A 17352-nucleotide genomic window follows, 5' to 3' on the forward strand; every position below is an offset into this window, starting at 1 on the left:
TTAGAATGTCTTTGGCATAGGTATCATTGCCTTCGAGAACCTCTTTGGAGACTTCTTTTTTTCGTCTGCTGCGCTTTGCATCAAGGTAATTGTTTTAGTGACAGCAAGTGGAGAATCCAAATAAATCATCGCTCTAGAGAGCTCGCTGTCTAGGTTCTTATCGTATGATGGATAATGATTAGAGAGTTTCTTGATCCATGCTAACTTATCACTATCCGAGCAACCAAGTCGGATCCAAACCAGCGAGCAGGCCCGTAGGTATTCGATTTTTTGGTTCACACTAAGTTTGGCATAGTCGATCCCTAGCAGCTTTTTAGTAGCAAGTTTTTGCTCACCCTTCATGCGTGCGAATGCGAGTGTGGATGTGATGAGTGTCTGTGGTTTATTTTCTGCATTATACTTTGGTAGCCATTGCTTGAGTGGCAACTTCTCTAAGCCGATTCTAGCGGTGTAGCGGAGGGTTCTGTCTGGAGAGCTTAGGGCATTCCAGAGGGTGTTTACGTCTGAGCTAGCTTGTAGTTTGATTTGGAGTTTCTGCGCGTCGTTGAGGGCGAGAGATTGCACCGGCTTGGTGCTCTCATTTCCGACATAATCGACGCGGTAGAGAGCTGAAACTAGGCCTCGTCCACCAGTGGTGAAATAGAGGGAACCATCAGGACCTGCAGCAATGTCTGTCAGCGGGAGTGGCTTGCCAGATAGGAAGGTTTCGCGGCTAGCACGGTAAGTAGCGCCATTGGGCTCGAGGTGGAGCGTGTCGATGCGGCCAAATGTCCAGTCGAGGATGTAAAGCGCACGTTGATAGTCAGCCGAGAACTTTGTGCCGAAGCTAAAGCTTACACCTGTTGGGCAACCTGGTCCGACATTTTCCACAGCTCCGAGGCTATCGGCATAATAGGCTGGCCATTTTGCGGTGCCATTACGCCAGCCGAATTCTGCGCCATCGATGTAATGCATGACGCGAGTTGGTCGGTATCATGGTGTGCCGATGTCATATTCCATATCGGAGTCATAGCCAAAGAGGGCGCCATTGGTATTGGCTGCGATATCGTAGGTGTTTCGCATACCATTAGCGATAACTGTCTGCTCACTTCCATCGGCTGAGAACTTGATGAGAGTTCCGCCTGGTGCTTTGATTCTTACAGCGTGTCCTGAGGCATCTTTGAGATGTGGGTGAAGGGTGTCTTCTGCCCAGTTGTGACCATTGAGTGATTTCACACCTTCGGGTATTTGGGTGTGGTTACCTATTACGACGATGAGGTTTTTGCCATCTGGCGCTTTGATCACACCATGAGGGCCGTGCTCACCATGGCCATTGGCTTTGACGATGTGTTCGATTTTATCAAATTTGCCATCGTTGTTAGTATCACGCATTCTATGGATGCCTTGTTTGCCTTTACGTTGGCTAGTCACATAGAGGCTATCGAATGCCCAGCAGAGCCCTTGAATACGGCCAGGGCTCTCCAGTTATTCAATTTTTTGGACTTGGCCTTTTTTGAGGGTAATGCGGTAAATTTCACCGCTCTGGTTAGAGGTGTAAAGTGACCCTTTATCATCAAAGCAGATCGCGACCCATGAGCTATGTTCCTTTTTGTTGACTTGATGGATTTTAGTCACTTTGAAGCCGGGTAGGGTTTGGATATTTTCAGAGATCTTTGGCTTTTCCTGGGTATCTTCCAGCTCCAGCATAAGCATGTCCTTGAACTGGATTTTCATTGCTGGACCTTGGTGCAGCTGGAGTGCAAATAGACCTTTTAGTGAGAATTTATTTTCCTGATTATCGACGACCTGAATCGTTTTATGGCCATTAATTTTATGCGTGAGCGTATGGCCATCTGCGACAATCCGGTAGCTGTTCCATTTTTTCAATTTAAGGGAATCTTGTGCGAGTTGTGAGGACTGGGTGAATGGAGTTTTCTTGGTTTTTTAGCCAGTTTTCGAAATCGTGACATGCTCACCGCGTTTCGCTACAATCCCTCTGCCGTCTTGATCGTAAAGAATTCCGCTGTAGTTTTTACCGGTTTCCATGTCTGCCTGATAGCCTTTGATTTGGAAGGCATCTTTGTCTTTTCATAGGCTGCGGTACTGGACACCAGAGTTGCCAGCTTCACTCATGAATCGGAATGAAAAGGTGAGTTCAAAATTTGAAAACTCCAGTTTGTTATAGGTGAGGTAAGTGGTCTTTTTACAGGGATTGGCGGCGGTAGATTCACCCGTGATGGTTCCGTCTTCGACTTTCCAGAATGCCTAGTCGCCAGTCCAGCCCTTAAGCGACTTGCCATCGAATAGGCTAATCGAATCAACCTGCAGGGTGGTCGAGCTGATGTCTCCCGTGAATGCCAGGAGAAGGCATTTATTTATCGTGATCATAATTTTTTTTAAATGGTTTAGGTGGAAAATAGTGATTGATCAATCAGCCATCAGTACTTCGAGGGTGGGGGCGATGGAGTCGGCCCAGACTTGGTATTGAGACTTATTTGGGTGGAGCAGGTCAGCCATGACAGTTCTGCTGAGCTTGCCATCTTTAGCGAGGAACTTATCGTTGATGTTAAGATAAAAGACGCGCTTGTTGTCTGCGTAGTCTTTGATGATTGCGTTGGTTCCATCGGTTAGTTGACGCAGGGGATCGTCACTGGTGGCTCCACGTGGGAAGATTCCAAGTAGTAGGACTTTGGCCTGTGGTTGCTTTTTTTGGACAGATTCGAGAATGGCTTTGATGCCAGCCGCAGTCTTAGTGGATTCCTCTTTGCGGTGCCCAGCGTTGTTGGTGCCGATCATGATGACGATGGCTTTAGGCTTGATAACGTCTAGCTCACCATGATCGAGATGCCAGAGGACTTGCTCGGTGCGGTCTCCTGAGAAACCGAGGTTGAGGGCATTGTATGACGCATAGTTGTCCTTCAAGGTGGCTTTTCCTTTGTTATCCCATGCGTGGGTGATGGAGTCACCGAGGAAGACTAACTGCACGTCACCGAGAGCTTCCTTTTCTTTCAATTTTGCCTCATGGCGCGGCATCCACCATTTGACCGCCCACTTTGCAGTCTGAGCGACAGGAGTGGTTGAGAGCTTAGCATCTTCTTTAGCTAGAGCTGGGGTGATGAGTAATGCGAGAGTGAGCAATAGGTATTTCATGATGGTAATAGTAGAAAGAGATTCTTGAGATGTTTTGCTTGGTGGCATTGAATAGCTCTGAAATTTCTAGCTGACTAAGCCAGACAGTGCCTTGCTCAGCATGCAACTGAATTCGGCTTTTCCTCGTTCGCCCGGTAAGTAACGGGGTGTTTTTTATTTTGGCCAAGTGGCATTTTCGAAGCCGAGAGCCTCTCTCAGTATTCCTTGTCCTACTATGCTGGAGTGCTTTTTGTAGCCGTGGATGCGGCGGAGGCGGCCGGCGAGGATGGAGGGGTGAATGGATAGTTTACTCGCTGCAGAGCGGATTTGAGGTGCGCGTGTGAGTGATTTTAGTTCCGCCCAATTGTCTTTAGAAATGCAGGAGTTGAGGGCGAACTCATCCGCTTCTTTTTCAAGTTTCTCGCTGCTTTCCTTATCAATATCTGTGTCTAGGAAATCTGTGATGTCTCCCTTGGATAGGTGGAGTTTTACATGGGCGAGTTCGTGCAGGAGGACGAACCAGAAGTTATCGAGTCGGTCATGACGCAAGGTCAAGCCGATGACAGGGCGTTGGTTGGAGAGTAGGGCAGCTCCGTCGAGGTGCGTTTGAGGCAGACGGGCCTCAATCACCACGGCAATGCCTTTATTCTCCAGAGCCTTGATGGCAAGAGCTGGGCCTTCCTCAAAGCTGCTGAGAGCGATCAGGGAACGAACGAAGGCGTCGTTGACATCTTCAGCTTTATAGCTAGGTAGTTTTTTTTCTGTGGCTAGCTGCAGCACGCGGTGACGCCAGGCGTGCAGGGCATTGCTATCCAGCTTGCTATTGCTGCGGATGAGTTGGCGGTTAAGGGCTGGGATAGCCATCATCTTTGAGCTTCCAAAGAAGTCATGCAGCATTTCTTTGGCTTGTTCTTTCACTTGCGCCCAGGTGCCCCGAAATGCAGGGAACCAACCGCGAGCGTGCATTTCCTTCACGGGAAATTCTCCAACCGGGATCTCATCAGGAAGGTCTTTATCCGGTTGCTCTATCAGCACGTCGGCGGCAATGCCGAGCCCTATATGGAGCTTACGGATCATCGGCAGGCTCAATGGACGTTTGCCATTGAGGACCTCGGAGACCTTGCTGCGACTGCCGATGTATTTCACCAGGTCAGCTTGTTTAAAGCCCTGCTGTTCCATGCGGAACTTGATTGCTTCGACCGGAGTGGGCGGGGCGATGCAGATGTGTTCCTTTTCATAGGATTCGATCAGAAATGCCAACAGCTCAAGCTCCTTTTCCTCTGGCGAATCAGCCGCGGGATCGGCCAGCATGAGTTCGCTGAGATGCTCCATAGCCTCGGCGTGTGCTTGCTTGGTTTTGATTAGTTTCATCGCTGTGTCCTTTCTGTTGTTACTTCAACTTCCACTTGTCGTATTCTGCGTGGGTGCCGACTTTGTCGATGGCGACAATGCCGTTGCGGTAGCGCACCACTACTACCAGACGGTATTTGTTTCCTGAAATGTTGAAGACCACTTGATTGTTACTGAGAAAGCTGGCGGAGGCATAGCGCTGTTTGATGTCCTGACTGGTTTTCCAATCGGCATTCTCGGTTTCCTTCAGCCATGCGCTGAGCTTTCCTTTGCTCTGCGCATGTTTCGTCATGAAGTCATCGAGCTTGTCTCTGCCAGCTACTCTCATCTGTTAAGCGTCACCGTGGAGAGATTATTTCTGGGAACAATTAAATAATTTCCCAATTTGGGAAATGTGTCGAGAATTTTGATAATAATTGACCTTTGAAGGCGATTTTGAGGAGGGAGGTTTTGAGGGGTTTTAGGCGGGTGTTGTTAGTTTTACTCCATCCACTTCGCCAGAGCCATCTCTAGGGAGTCGGATTTGCGGACGAGGAAGGACTCTGAGGCGGCGAGGGTGGCTCGGTCGCCCATGCTGTTCTGGATGTGGATCAGTACGGAGGTCTTGCCGGGGTTTGACTGGAGAATTCCTTTGATCTCGTGAAGGTCTTTTTCGTCGTGTTTGGATGTCCAGAGGGTGATGTTGAGCGCTTTTTTGTCGGCACATGTGACGCGTTTTCCTGCTAAGCCTTCGATTTTTGAGCCTGAGACACGGCGCGATTCTGGGTTGCGATCATCTTCTTGCACGTTTCCGAAAAGGCGAATGACGTTGCCGGGTTCTAACAAGCCTTCTTCTCGGGCGGGGCTGTAGCTTTCACTCCAAGCGAGGATTTCTTTGGTGCCTGTGAAATCTTCTAGGTGAATCACACCGAAGGGCTTTCCTGCTTTGGTGACTTTGTGCTCGATGTGTTTGATCATGCCGGCGAAGCGGTGGCGCTTGCGGCGGTCGGAGAGGTCGAGTTCATCAATGATGCCGATACGGGTGTACATGTCGACGTCGATAATGCCACGGTAGGCATCGAGCGGGTGGCCTGAGATGTAGAATCCTAGTAGTTCTTTCTCAGTGTCAAGGCGTTGCTCTTTTGGCCATTCTATGAGGATACGCGGGGCATCATCGGGTTCAGGTGCTGAGCCAAAGTCGACGGTGTCGAAAAGTGAGACCTGGCCAGAGGCGCGGTCTTTGTGGGCTGACGAAGCAGAGGCGATCACGTTTTCGACTCTAGCATCTAGGCTAGAGCGGTTTTCTTTGGTCCAATCGAAGGCACCAGCCTTCACGAGGTTCTCGAGAATGCGCTTGTTGACTGCCTTGGTGTCGAGTCTGTTGGAAAAGTCTTTCATCGACTCGAATGGGCCGTTGGCGTCACGGTCAGCAACGGCAACTTTCATAGCGCCTTCACCTACGTTCTTGATGGCGGAGAGTCCGTAGCGGATCGCCATTTTTCCAGATGCGAGCTTTTCTGGGCAAAATCGTAGTTTGGATTTGTTGACGTTTGGTGGCAAGACCTCGATCTTCATGTTGTGACACTCGGCGATGAAAACGGAAATTTTCTCAGTGTTGTTGATCTCGTTAGAGAGCAGACCACAGAGGAATTCGACGGGGAAGTTAGCTTTGAGGTAGGCGGTCCAGTAGGAGATGTGACCGTAGCAAGCGGAGTGGGATTTGTTGAAACCGTAACCCGCGAATCCAGCGATCTTGTCGAAAATCTTGTTAGCTGTTGTTTTATCAATTTGGTTAGTCTCGGCTGCACCCTTGATGAAAATTTCACGCTGTTTCGCCATCTCAGACGGCTTCTTTTTACCCATCGCACGACGGAGAATATCCGCACCACCGAGCGAGTAGCCCGCGAGCACTTTTGCCGCATTCTGCACCTGCTCCTGATAAATCATCACGCCATAGGTGTCGCCACAGATGGTCTCTAACAGCGGGTGTTCATAGTCGACAGTGGTGATCCCTTTTTTCACAGAGATCATCTCATCGATGTACTGCATCGCACCTGGGCGATAAACCGCCAAAAGGTCAATCACGTCTTCGATCTTGTCGATTCCATACTTCTTACAGGTATCGACCATGCCGCCGGATTCCAGTTGGAACACGCCCATGGTTTCACCACGGTTGAGTAGCGCGAGGGCTGGGACGTCATCGAGTGGGACTTTGGTGATGTCAAAGCCCGGTGTGTGTGGGGTGATGTGGTCAACAGCGTCTTGGATGACGGTGAGGTTCTTTAGGCCTAGAAAGTCCATCTTGAGTAGCCCAATCTCAGTGATCGCACCCATGTCCGCTTGTGAAACAACTTCACCTTCTTTCGCACGTGCAAGTGGCACGTGGCGGTCGAGATCACCATCACCTATCACCACACCAGCGGCGTGGACACCGGTGTTACGCTTGAGGCCTTCTAGCTTGATGGCGTATTTCCAAAGTTCTTGGTAGGTGCTCGAGGCGGCAATCGCATCGCGCAGTTCTTCCTTGAGGTCGTATTCGCCTTGGAGTTTAACTCCGGGAAGTGTCTCGATCATTTTGGCGAGATGAGCTGCGTCGCCAAAGGAAACACCCATCACACGGGCCACGTCGCGCAGTACTGATTTTGCTCCGAGCGTGCCGTAAGTGATGATGTGGCAAACGCATCGCTCACCGTATTTTTTACGCACGTAGTCGATAACCTCTGGTCGGCGGGTCTGGCAGAAGTCAATATCTACGTCGGGCGGGGAGACACGCTCAGGGTTGAGGAATCGCTCGAACAGGAGACCAAAACGCATCGGGCAGATGTCGGTGATCTGCATCGCGTAGGCGACCAGTGATCCTGCAGCCGATCCACGACCTGGACCTACGGGGATTTTTTGGTCGAGAGCCCAGAGGATGAAATCGGCAGTGATCAAGAAGTACGAGGCGAAGCCTAGACTGTTGATAATCTCCGTTTCGTACTCGAGGCGTTCGTCGAGGATCTTCCAGACTCCAGCGACATCGGTGTCGTAGACGCCACAGAGCTCTTCGATCTTTTCCTCTGGGTAGCGCATCTGCACACCTTCTTTACAAACGCGCTTGAAGTACTCTTCACGCGGGCTGCCGTCTGGTGCTTCGAATTGCGGGTATTTGTCCGAGCTTGTCGGATCTAACGCAAGCTCGACATTACATTTTTCAGCAATTTCTAGGGTGTTGTCACAGGCGCCGGGTACGTCTTTGAAAAGCTCGCGCATTTCAGCAGGAGACTTGAAGTAAACTTGGTCTGAGTAGCTTTTGCGGTTCTCATCGAGAATCAAGCAACTCTCACCGATACAGATCAGAACGTCGTGCGCTTCGTGTTCATCTTGCTTAAGAAAGTGGACGTCGTTGGTGGCGACCACCTTGAGATCAAATTCGTCAGCGAGCTGGCGCAGTGAGGCTATGGTTGCTGGCTGGGTCTCGAGGGCATGGTCCATCAGCTCAATATAGAAATCCTCAGCTCCGAAAATTTCTTTCAGCTCAGCCACTTGGGCTCGGGCTTGCTCCATGTCATTCTTCACTAACCATTCCTGGATTGGGCCATCATCATCGCCAGAGAGGCAGATGATCCCTTCTGAAAATTCACGTAGAGTGTCGCGGTCGACTCGTGGTTCGCCGAAGTAATCCCCATCGAGGTGGCCAGCAGAGACGAGTTTGGTCAGGTTATCCCAGCCGATTTTATTCTTGGCGAGCAGGGTGAGGTGAGTCGAGCGCTTGCGACCAGGGATATCCTTCTTTGACGAAAGGGCGGCGGGCGCGAGATAGACCTCACAGCCAAGAATCGGTTTGATTCCTTCACCCGTCATTTTCTGGTAAAACTCAACGGTACCAAAGAGGTTACCGTGGTCGGTCATAGCGACCGTGCTCATGCCGTTATCTTTGACTGCACCAGCGAGCTCCTTGATACGGACGATGGAGTCTTTGATGGAGTATTCTGTGTGGACGTGAAGGTGAACGAATGAGTCTGACATAAGGCTCGCGCAGCTTGGAGAATTGCGCGTGCGGATGCAATCAAAAGTGCGCTCGATCGGCAGAAATTAGGCAAAGAAAAAAGCCCGCCGTTTTAAGGTGGGCTTGATTGGGGGGGATTTTTCTTTTCGGGGGGTATTTTCTACCTTGTCAGCTTCTTATTTTACGGGGGATTAAGTAGTCGGCCACCTTGGTATCTATGAATATGTATAATCGTTCAAAAGATTGCAAGTAAATTCTAATAAGTGAGTTACGTCTTAATTTGGGACATCTTAAAGACGTGGCGCTGATAGCTTATCGAGTAGGCGTTTGAGGATTTTGGCTCCGTCATGACCAATGCCATCATGTTCCCACTCGTTGGTGACCCATTGATAGAAATTTGGGATATGCAGGGCGGTTTCGCGTGAGAGCTCGATGGGTACGTACATGTCCTCGTAGTAGGATATTGCTGAGATTGGAACTTTGTTCCTAGAGAGTTGTTCGAGATCGTAGAGCGGGCCCCAATCGGATTTTTGCGCGAGAATTTCTGCACACTGCTTGAGTGGAGCGAGATGGGCGAAGTCATCGAGCATCGTGGGTGAAATCATTTCTCCGGTGAAATGGAAGCGCTGGTTAGAGTCAACTTCTACCCACGGGAATTCGCGGCGGAGTCGTTCGGCAGCCCACTGGGTAGCGTAGCCTTCAGCGTAGATGGACTCATGGAGGATGCAGAAAATTGGGTTGGTGTCGAAAGAGTGCATTTGTTCGACTTCTGAGAGGAAGTCGTAGGCGATTTCTGGGCCGTTGGGGCCGTCGATGAATGCTTTCTCTACGAGGTAGTGGATGCGCTCGAATCCACCCTCTGCTCCAAAGCTGAGGCCTAGCGCTTGGAAGCGACGTGGGCTGAGACGCACTCCGCTCGGGAGTATGACTTCGTTGTCGAGGAGATGTTTGACGATGTCTTGGACGCGTTTTTCGTCTTCTGGGTAATGACGGTAGTAAGCATTATTTTTTTCTAACACTTTCTGGTAGGTGAGACGGTAGTTGTCTTCAATATGTCTTTTGACACAGGCAACACCGCCGGTGATGATGACGCCATCGAGAGAGTCAGGGAAGAATGATAGGTAGGTGAGAAGGCAGAATCCACCGTAAGATTGACCCATACCTTTCCATTTCTTACCGTCACCTAACAAAGTGTGGCGCATGGCCTCGGCATCTTTCACGATGTTGTCAGCGCGGAAGTGAGTGAGGTAGTCGGCTTGTTGTTGTGGTGTGGCAAACTGTGCGAGCGATTGTGGAAGAATACGGGAGCTCAGGCCAGTGCCACGGTGGTCGAGTAAAAGCAGTCTGTGCGTTTTTAAAATTTCGCCTATCCAGCCCCCATGGGTGATTGGTCGGTTGACTGGAAACCAGGCCCCCCTGGAAGTAAACCACCCACGGCAGCTCAGCGTTATCTGCTTGTTTGATGTCTACTACTTCCCGGGCAAAGACCTTGATGGTGGGGGAGTCTGTTACTGTGTAATCGAGTGGGACTTCAAAGTAATGGTCACACAGTGACATACCTTTAAAATTACGGTAGGCAGTGTGGCGGTGTGAGACTGTGGTGATCGACATGGCTCAGTCAAACCCCATAGCCGCCATGAGGGAATACGAAATGTGACCTTTTACCGATTTCTCATGCTCTGCTGAAAAATTGGCCGAATGCGAGATTGATGACTGGGGAAAGAAAGACGCTCCGCAGAGTGAGTGCGGAGCGTTTGAAAAAGTTTTCCAGACTAGCTGTTGTCTGAATCGTTATCGGAAGTCTCTTGGATGTCCGTGAGAGCTGCGATGAAATCTGCTAAAATATCGGCAGGGACCATGATGGTGTCTCGATTGCCGCCGACATCTTCTGTGATTTTGACTACCTTGCCGCGCGCATTCTTTTTAAGGTCTATGTAAAATGTCTTACGATCAGCAATGATTTTTTCTGTGTGTAACAGGTCGTTGTTATTATTCTGCATTCTAGCCTCCTTATATTATATGTGTTTTATCCTCCCCTTGAGAATGGAGAGATTCTCCAATTTTCTACTGAGGTAAGTCAATGTAAATCAAATTGAAGTGGCATTAAATCCACCGTCGACCACTATTTCAGAGCCAGTGATGAAGCTTCCAGCTCCGTGAGAGGCAAGCAAAAGTGTGGCTCCAATGAGTTCTTCTGGGTTTCCAAAGCGTGAGCTTGGCGTCTTCCGCAGGATTTCTAGCACGCGAGCATCATCGAGCATGGTGTCGCTCTGGGATGCTGGGAAAAATCCAGGAATGAGGGTGTTTACGCGAATGTCGTATTCTGCCCATTCTCTTGCAAGGTTGCGTGTGAGGTTGTGCAATGCTGCTTTGCTGGCAGAATGAACATATCGGTTAGATAGAGGTGTGAGACCTGAGATAGCGCCAATGTTGATGATGCTTGTGGGGCGATCGCGCTGCTTAAAGTAGTCGGCAAAAATCTGACAAGTACGGAAAGCGCCATTGAAATTGACTTCGAAGATGGCGTGGAGTTCGGTTTCTCCTATATTTTCAATTGGCGTGTCATTGTTTATCCCAGCCCCATTGATAAGGATGTCGATGCGGCCAGAGCGCTCGCTGACAATATCCACGAGAGCTTCTATCGACCCGCGTTCTGTGACTTCCACTTCTACGAAGTATCCTTTTCCACCAGCAGCCTCGATAGCATCTAACTTTTCTTCAGCTTTGGCTTCATCGCGTCCAGAGATGACGATTTCACAGCCAGCTTTAGCGAGTCCGACAGCAAGTTGACCGCAGAGTTCACCCGTCCCGCCAATGACGACCGCGACTTTGTTTTTGAGGTTAAATAAGGAATCGAGGTAGGACATAATGTAGACTTATCCAGACTGTTCTGGGTGAGGGATCAAATTCTTTTAGAATCGATAGCTGACTCCGATACCAGCAAAGGGACCCGCATTGATATCAGATTTTTGGAGTTCATGATTACCCATGTCTTCAACTTCTAGCTCACGACCGAAGGAATAACCTATGTCGAGAGTTCCCCAGATGTTTTTATAGATTCGATGTTCAGTGCGCAGTGCGAGGTTGATTCGGCTGACATTGACTGTGCGCTCAGGTCCTGCGTCGTCAGCCTCAACTTTCCATGTAGGTGAGGAGAAGCGAACGCTGGTGCCGACAAACCAATCGTCATTGATACTGTAGGAAACTCCTGCAATTGGTCCTAGGATATAGGCCTCTACATCAGTGCAAGGGCGATAGATCAACTGGATAGCCGGAATAAAAAAATCTTTGCCGTAGTTGTGTGAATAATAAGCGCCGACGAGGAAGCGAAAATCAGGATTAAAGACATAACCAACACCAGCTCCAGCTGCGATGGCATCGTTGTTGCTAGCGTCAAAGTCACCATTCCAACTAGGCATGACAAAGGCGCCAGAAATCCAGTCATCACCGTGTTCCTTGAGGATAGCTATAGGCAGGCTGAATGAATGTAGTGTGCTGTCTGGTACTAATGATGTGGCTGAGCTGGTTTCAAATTTTGTCTGAGTGTAGTAAAAGAAACTGAGTAGGTGCCAGTCATTGTAATTGAGGGCTAAAACCGGGCCAAAGAGGGAGAACTCGTCAGACTCAATATCACCGTCGAGTGAATCAAAATCCGCAGAAAACTGCTTTTGGTATGAAGCAAACCCGACAGCGTAACCTGGGAGGTTGGTCGTAGTACTCTGGGAGCGGGTGAAGAACTCTAAGTGCGGAGCTCCAAAAGAGAGACCTTCGGGTGCTGGACTAGATTCTGTAGTGGTTAGATCAGTGATAGATCCAGCGACTAGTGACGAGCTGGTGATAGATGCAGTCGCAAGGCTGGTGAGTAGGGCTTTGAGCATGATTTTATGAGCAGGCTAAAGAATTTAGTAGTTAGACTATTTACTAATATGTTGCAAAGACCAGAGGTGTGTCAATCACACAAGCGAATAATGCCTTAGCCTAATTTCTATAGAGGTCTTTGATCTCGAAGTCGCTGAGTTTTCTTTCCCAAATTGCAATATTGTCAATTATGACGGGTGAAGCGTGTTGGGACTTCTCGCTAGAGTCACAGCCAATATAGATGAATGGGTTTTTGCTGATCTCATTGATCTCCCCATTGGATGAAGTTTCTACTTTTTCACCATCAAGATAGATTGTGATTTCCTCGGAAGACCGAGAGCTGGCCATGGTGACCATATTCCATGCTCTGCCGATGATGACGGCTTTTTCTGGTGTCCAGATGTGATTTCCTAAGTCATTCTTGGTTTCACCATCCATCCATGGTTGATTACTGGTAGCGCCGAGGTCTTGATCCGCTGATTTACGAGGCCTGATCCAGAATGAGATGGTAAAGTCGGTTGAAGAATTTGCTATTGAACTGCCCTTCAAAGAGAGGCGGAAGTAATGGGTTTTATCGAGAATGAGTCCTTTACCGTTGCGGCCATTTGTATCGAAAGTGGGTTCATTTTTGAGGGGTTCTAGCTGAATAAGCTTATCATTTATTGCAGCGACTTTAGCATCGTTGAAACTAATGTAAGCGAATAGTCCGTCACGCGGCAGGCTGGCGATTTCCGCGTTATCAGCTTCCTTACTGCTCACATAGTCGGGTTCGTTGGGTTCGTCTTTATCTTCACCTGTAGAGAGGGGTTCAACACGCGGAGGCTTGGCCGTTTTAGTCTTCTTAATACCCTCACTGCTCACATAGTTGGATTCGTAGGCATCGTCATCACTTCCACCTGTAAAGAAGATGATGAATGTAATGAGGAGAACGATAATTCCAATACCAGCTAGCACTAGAGGATTTTTAAGTATTGTTACTTTCTCCGCGTTGGCTTCTTTCTGTTGAGCAGCGAAGGCATCTGCTGCTGAAACTGGGCCAGTACCGTCTGCAGGGACAGTTTGGGCCGCCGTCGTGTGGGTGGCTGGCACTGTGTAGATCGCCGATGTAGCTTGGATTGGCACGGGGGCCGATTGGATTGGCTCTGGAAGGTGCGTGATTGCTTCCTCGTAGCTCTGGAAGCGGTCTTTCGGCTCCAGAGCCACCAATTTGCTTATCCATTGGGCCATCGCCTCGGGCACTTCCGAGCTGTATTCGGTGATGGGTCCAAGGGGATCGGTCTTTTGGAGTTCGATTATTTCATCGAGTGGAGTCTGGATCCATGGGTGTCCACCCGCGAGGGCGTGAAAAATGAGCTGACCAATGGCGTAAATCTGCGAGAGTTCGCTGGCAGGTTCGCCCTTGGCTTGTTCCGGAGAAATGAGGTAGGGGGCTCCCACGTAGTCAGTATTGTCGTGCATCCGTTTGGAGACTTCAGCGAGACCGTAGTCAGTAATGGAGTAAAGTTTCTTGCCACTTGGGCGGGTGATGAGACCGATGTGGTTGGCATCTAAAGCGCCATGGAAGTTTCCTGATGGCTTGGCCGCATCATGGATCTCAAGCATTTGGTAGGCGAGCTCCCAGGCTTCAAACTCGCTCAGTGGACCAGACTCTGCCAAGCGGGTGTTAAGGACTGTACTATCTAGCAATTGACGAATGGTGTAGGGGCCATCGTCGTCTATACCGTGGGTATAGATAATCGGGAGCCCGGGGTGCGATGCAGTTGCTAGTTCTGCAGATGTAGCGTGGAAGGCTTCTTTCCACTCAGCTTCATTGCTAGAAGTAGGGACGAAATAGCGGAAGATTTGCACTTTCCGCTGAATCAGCGTGTCTTCAGCTTCGTAAATATTACCGAAAGCGAGTTCTTCTATGAGCTGGCCTACTTGGTAGCGGTCGTCCATTGTTGTGAGGTTTTTGGGTATTTGGATTGGTGGAGGACAGAGGGAATATAATCCGTTAACATTTAAGTAATAACAAATAAAGATTTATTAGCAACAGTGGTTACTAAATAGCAGTAGGTAGACCTATTGAGGGAATGATGAGTCCATCCAATACCTTAAAACTGGCTAATCTCCAGCAGCCCTTTTCCGTTTAAATGTGGAGTGTGTTGTTGGTGGACGGGCTGGGTCTCAGCGGTCCCAGTTAGACTAACCAAGCTTTTCCTTCGCAGCAGCGAGGAGGTCAGCGGCTTTGTCGCGCTGGGGTGCTGCGCCGCGTGCTTGGTCAGGCTTGCCGCCGCCTTTGCCGCCAGCGATTGGGCCGAGCTCTTGGATCAGCTTGCCAGCCTGGAGACCAGCAGCGATCGAGTCAGGGCCACAGAAAGCACCGAGGTGGAGGCGATTGCCATCATCGACGATGACAAAAGCAGCACCAGAGAATTGCTTTTTCTTCAGACCGTTGAGTAGCTCTTGCAGCAGGTTGGCTGGTCCTTCGAAGATCTCAGCGATGTTGCCACCGTTTTCGAGAAGTTCTACGAGAGCCGTGTCAGCCATTGCAGCAGCAGCTCCGGCTTGAGCCTTCTTGAGTTTCTTGTCGGCAGCTGTGACCGTGTCACGCAGGCCTTGGATGTGCTTGAGCGAGTTGTTGAAGACGGTATTTACTTGGTCGAAAGTACCTTGGGCTAGCATGGCTGCCATGATGCGCGCTTCCTCTGGGTAGTGGACTTCCTCTGCACCTACAGCTTTGAAGCCAGCATTGATGGTCTCGAGTCTTGCTCTGAGTTCATCTTCTTCCTTCGCATTTTTCTCCGCGACTCCGCGAGCCCAGTCGTAGGCAGCGACTCCGCAAGCGGCTTCGATTCGGCGTACGCCAGATGCGATGGCTCCTTCGGATTTGATCTTAAAGATGCCGATGTCGGAAGTAGTATCGATGTGGGTTCCTCCGCAGAGTTCCATGGCGTAGCCGTCGAGCCCTAGCTCGTTGCCGCCGATCTGAACCACGCGTACCATCTCGCCGTACTTGTCGCCGAAGAACTGCATGATGTCCTTGCGGTTCTTGACGTCGGCATGTGGGACTTCGTTGTAGAAGACGCCATCGCCAGATTCGATCTTCTCGTTCACCTTGATCTCGATGTCAGCGATCTGCTGGGCTGTGAGAGCGCCGGATGTGAAGTCGAAGCGGAGGCGGTCAGTGGTGACTAAGGAACCTTGTTGGGTAGCATCAGTAGAAACGACTTCGTGCAGCGCCCAGTGGAGTAGGTGAGTCGCAGTGTGGTGCGACTCTATTCTACGACGGCGTTTGACGTCGATGGTTAGAGCGACAGTGTCGCCTACAGCAAGAGTTGCTGATTTTGAAACTTCGTGAGCGACTGCTTGGCCGATTTTCTGGACCGAGGAAACTTCGATTGCTTCACCGAACTCACCATCCTTATAGAATGTTAGAATTCCGAGGTCACCGAGCTGGCCACCCATTTCCACGTAGAATGGTGAACGATCGGTGATGACTAACAATGAGTCTCCACTCTCATGAATTTCTAGAATCTTTGCTTCGCTAGAGTCTTCGTCAAAGCCGGTGAACTCGGTCTCCACATCGGAGGAAATGTCGAGTGCGCGAACGATAGTCTTCTTTTGTGCTGCTTGGGAAAGTGTCCGCGCTTCGTCCATGCGCTTTTCAAAGCCTTTCTTATCGAGCTCCAGTTTCCGTTCTTGGCAGAGCAGCTCAGTGAGGTCGATCGGGAAGCCGAAGGTGTCGTAGAGGTCGAAGGCGAAGTCGCCAGTGATCTGACCTTTTTCAGCTTCTTTGTCGAACATACCTAGTCCGCGGTCGAGTGTGCGGTTGAAGGATTGTTCTTCGCGGGTGAGTGTCTCTTTGATTGCTTCGCGGCGGGTTCCCATTTCTGGGAAGATGTGCTTCATCTGGTCGACCAATGTGTCGACTAGCTGGGTGAGAAAGAGCGAGTCACCCGTGAATCCGAGCGTGCGACCGTAGCGGACTGCGCGGCGGAGAATCCGGCGGAGCACGTAGTTGCGGCCGGTGTTACCCGGCAGGATGCCATCGGCGATCGAGAAGGAAAGTGTGCGGATGTGGTCGGCAATGACGCGGAAGGCGACAGCCTCTTTCATCTCAGCTGAGAGGGTGGATTTGTCGACTTCGACGGACTCTGGGTAGATGTCCTGGTACTTTTTACCTGAAATTTCTTCGAGCTTGGCGAAGAGTGGAGTGAAGACGTCGGTCGCGTAGTTAGTTGGCTTTTTTGAGAAGTCCTTGAAGCCATTGGTGCCTTGGTAGATCGAGCAAACGCGCTCGAAGCCCAAGCCAGTGTCGACGTGCTTGGCTGGAAGATCGCGGAACGATCCGTCAGCCTCTGCATTGTATTGAATGAAAACCAGGTTCCAGATCTCGATACAGAGGTCGGAGTCCATGTTGACTAGCTTGCCGCCAGTGTCGCCATTCGGTGTGAGATCGACGTGGAGCTCTGAGCAAGGACCACAGGGGCCAGTCTCACCCATCATCCAGAAATTGTCCGCCTTGTTGCCATCGACAACGTGCTTCACAGGATCGAGCCCTTTGGATTTGAAAAGCTTGGCCCATAGGTCGTACGCTTCCTGGTCGAATTCGGACGGGTCGCCGAGCGATTTGTCTGGACGGTAAACAGATGCGTAAAGGCGTTCGGCCGGGAAGCCCCAGCGCTCGACGATCAGATCCCAACCCCACTGGATTGCTTCAGGTTTGAAGTAATCGCCAAACGACCAGTTGCCGAGCATCTCGAACATGGTGTGGTGGTAGCTGTCGTAGCCGACATCATCGAGGTCGTTGTGCTTGCCACCAGCTCGGATGCACTTTTGGGTATCAGCTGCACGTGGTGGGCTGTAAGGAGCTTTCTCAGTGCCGAGGAAGAATGGCACAAACTGGTTCATTCCCGCGTTGGTGAAAAGTAGGCCAGGGGACTGAGGGAGCAAGGAAGCAGAGGGCACGATGGTGTGCTGGCGTTCCTTGAAGAAGTCGAAGAAAGATTGGCGAATTTCGTTGGCGGTCATGGATGTTGGTGATCCGTTAGTAGTTAATAGAGAATGGGTATGTGCTGCTCTGGTGA

13 protein-coding genes and 2 pseudogenes are annotated in these 17352 nt (G+C 50.3%); all 15 read right to left on the minus strand.

Annotated elements, in window-relative coordinates; all coding sequences use genetic code 11:
- The 15 genes and pseudogenes from BSZ32_RS07760 to alaS all read right to left on the minus strand — a co-directional run bounded on the left by BSZ32_RS07760 (nucleotide 1) and on the right by alaS (nucleotide 17296).
- Nucleotides 1-954, minus strand: coding sequence for a PQQ-dependent sugar dehydrogenase family protein (locus BSZ32_RS07760; RefSeq protein WP_105042914.1), 954 nt, complete (start codon nucleotides 952-954; stop codon nucleotides 1-3).
- Nucleotides 955-972: 18 nt separating this feature from the next.
- Entirely contained in the window at nucleotides 973-1410 is a 438-nt protein-coding gene (locus BSZ32_RS07765) for a hypothetical protein (RefSeq protein ID WP_165788726.1), read from the minus strand.
- A 54-nt stretch (nucleotides 1411-1464) separates the two neighbouring features.
- A pseudogene (locus BSZ32_RS07770) lies at nucleotides 1465-1878 on the minus strand (3-keto-alpha-glucoside-1,2-lyase-like domain-containing protein); the annotation flags it as partial.
- A 189-nt stretch (nucleotides 1879-2067) separates the two neighbouring features.
- Nucleotides 2068-2226 (minus strand): annotated as a pseudogene (locus tag BSZ32_RS20575) (3-keto-alpha-glucoside-1,2-lyase-like domain-containing protein); the annotation flags it as partial.
- Nucleotides 2227-2244: 18 nt separating this feature from the next.
- Complete coding sequence (locus tag BSZ32_RS19725; RefSeq protein WP_240610585.1) at nucleotides 2245-2367, minus strand: DUF1080 domain-containing protein; 123 nt, start codon at nucleotides 2365-2367, stop codon at nucleotides 2245-2247.
- A 39-nt stretch (nucleotides 2368-2406) separates the two neighbouring features.
- A complete protein-coding gene (locus BSZ32_RS07780; protein ID WP_105042917.1) occupies nucleotides 2407-3129 on the minus strand; it encodes a GDSL-type esterase/lipase family protein in 723 nt (240 codons plus the stop codon).
- A gap of 153 nt (nucleotides 3130-3282) precedes the next feature.
- Nucleotides 3283-4479: an ImmA/IrrE family metallo-endopeptidase gene (locus BSZ32_RS07790; RefSeq protein ID WP_105042918.1), complete on the minus strand. Its 1197-nt coding sequence runs from the start codon at nucleotides 4477-4479 to the stop codon at nucleotides 3283-3285.
- Between the two features lie 19 nt (nucleotides 4480-4498).
- On the minus strand, nucleotides 4499-4786 hold the full coding sequence (locus BSZ32_RS07795) for a type II toxin-antitoxin system HigB family toxin (protein WP_105042919.1): 288 nt from the start codon (nucleotides 4784-4786) through the stop codon (nucleotides 4499-4501).
- Nucleotides 4787-4938: 152 nt separating this feature from the next.
- Nucleotides 4939-8445, minus strand: coding sequence for a DNA polymerase III subunit alpha (gene dnaE, locus BSZ32_RS07800; protein WP_105042920.1), 3507 nt, complete (start codon nucleotides 8443-8445; stop codon nucleotides 4939-4941).
- A gap of 270 nt (nucleotides 8446-8715) precedes the next feature.
- Complete coding sequence (locus BSZ32_RS07805; RefSeq protein ID WP_105042921.1) at nucleotides 8716-9876, minus strand: alpha/beta fold hydrolase; 1161 nt, start codon at nucleotides 9874-9876, stop codon at nucleotides 8716-8718.
- A gap of 321 nt (nucleotides 9877-10197) precedes the next feature.
- Entirely contained in the window at nucleotides 10198-10425 is a 228-nt protein-coding gene (locus BSZ32_RS07810; protein WP_105042922.1) for an RNA-binding protein, read from the minus strand.
- An 87-nt stretch (nucleotides 10426-10512) separates the two neighbouring features.
- The gene (locus BSZ32_RS07815; protein WP_105042923.1) at nucleotides 10513-11292 is read right to left on the minus strand and encodes an SDR family NAD(P)-dependent oxidoreductase; all 780 of its coding nucleotides are present in this window, start codon (nucleotides 11290-11292) and stop codon (nucleotides 10513-10515) included.
- A 45-nt stretch (nucleotides 11293-11337) separates the two neighbouring features.
- A complete protein-coding gene (locus tag BSZ32_RS07820) occupies nucleotides 11338-12303 on the minus strand; it encodes a DUF6268 family outer membrane beta-barrel protein (protein WP_105042924.1) in 966 nt (321 codons plus the stop codon).
- A 100-nt stretch (nucleotides 12304-12403) separates the two neighbouring features.
- Nucleotides 12404-14221, minus strand: coding sequence for a LamG-like jellyroll fold domain-containing protein (locus BSZ32_RS07825; protein WP_105042925.1), 1818 nt, complete (start codon nucleotides 14219-14221; stop codon nucleotides 12404-12406).
- Between the two features lie 246 nt (nucleotides 14222-14467).
- Nucleotides 14468-17296, minus strand: coding sequence for an alanine--tRNA ligase (gene alaS, locus BSZ32_RS07830; RefSeq protein WP_105042926.1), 2829 nt, complete (start codon nucleotides 17294-17296; stop codon nucleotides 14468-14470).
- Nucleotides 17297-17352 lie beyond the last annotated feature (56 nt).

Origin of the sequence: Rubritalea profundi, from assembly GCF_002954445.1 — a bacterium.
GTDB classification, from domain to species: Bacteria; Verrucomicrobiota; Verrucomicrobiia; order Verrucomicrobiales; family Akkermansiaceae; genus Rubritalea; species Rubritalea profundi.

Bases quoted from the DNA above. Each gene is read 5' to 3' on its own strand.
- BSZ32_RS07760 (WP_105042914.1), bottom strand. From the start codon at position 954: ATGCATTACATCGATGGCGCAGAATTCGGCTGGCGTAATGGCACCGCA.
- BSZ32_RS19725 (WP_240610585.1), bottom strand. From the start codon at position 2,367: ATGATCACGATAAATAAATGCCTTCTCCTGGCATTCACGGGAGACATC.
- BSZ32_RS07780 (WP_105042917.1), bottom strand. From the start codon at position 3,129: ATGAAATACCTATTGCTCACTCTCGCATTACTCATCACCCCAGCTCTA.
- BSZ32_RS07790 (WP_105042918.1), bottom strand. From the start codon at position 4,479: ATGAAACTAATCAAAACCAAGCAAGCACACGCCGAGGCTATGGAGCAT.
- BSZ32_RS07795 (WP_105042919.1), bottom strand. From the start codon at position 4,786: ATGAGAGTAGCTGGCAGAGACAAGCTCGATGACTTCATGACGAAACAT.
- dnaE (WP_105042920.1), bottom strand. From the start codon at position 8,445: ATGTCAGACTCATTCGTTCACCTTCACGTCCACACAGAATACTCCATC.
- BSZ32_RS07810 (WP_105042922.1), bottom strand. From the start codon at position 10,425: ATGCAGAATAATAACAACGACCTGTTACACACAGAAAAAATCATTGCT.
- BSZ32_RS07815 (WP_105042923.1), bottom strand. From the start codon at position 11,292: ATGTCCTACCTCGATTCCTTATTTAACCTCAAAAACAAAGTCGCGGTC.
- BSZ32_RS07820 (WP_105042924.1), bottom strand. From the start codon at position 12,303: ATGCTCAAAGCCCTACTCACCAGCCTTGCGACTGCATCTATCACCAGC.
- BSZ32_RS07825 (WP_105042925.1), bottom strand. From the start codon at position 14,221: ATGGACGACCGCTACCAAGTAGGCCAGCTCATAGAAGAACTCGCTTTC.
- alaS (WP_105042926.1), bottom strand. From the start codon at position 17,296: ATGACCGCCAACGAAATTCGCCAATCTTTCTTCGACTTCTTCAAGGAA.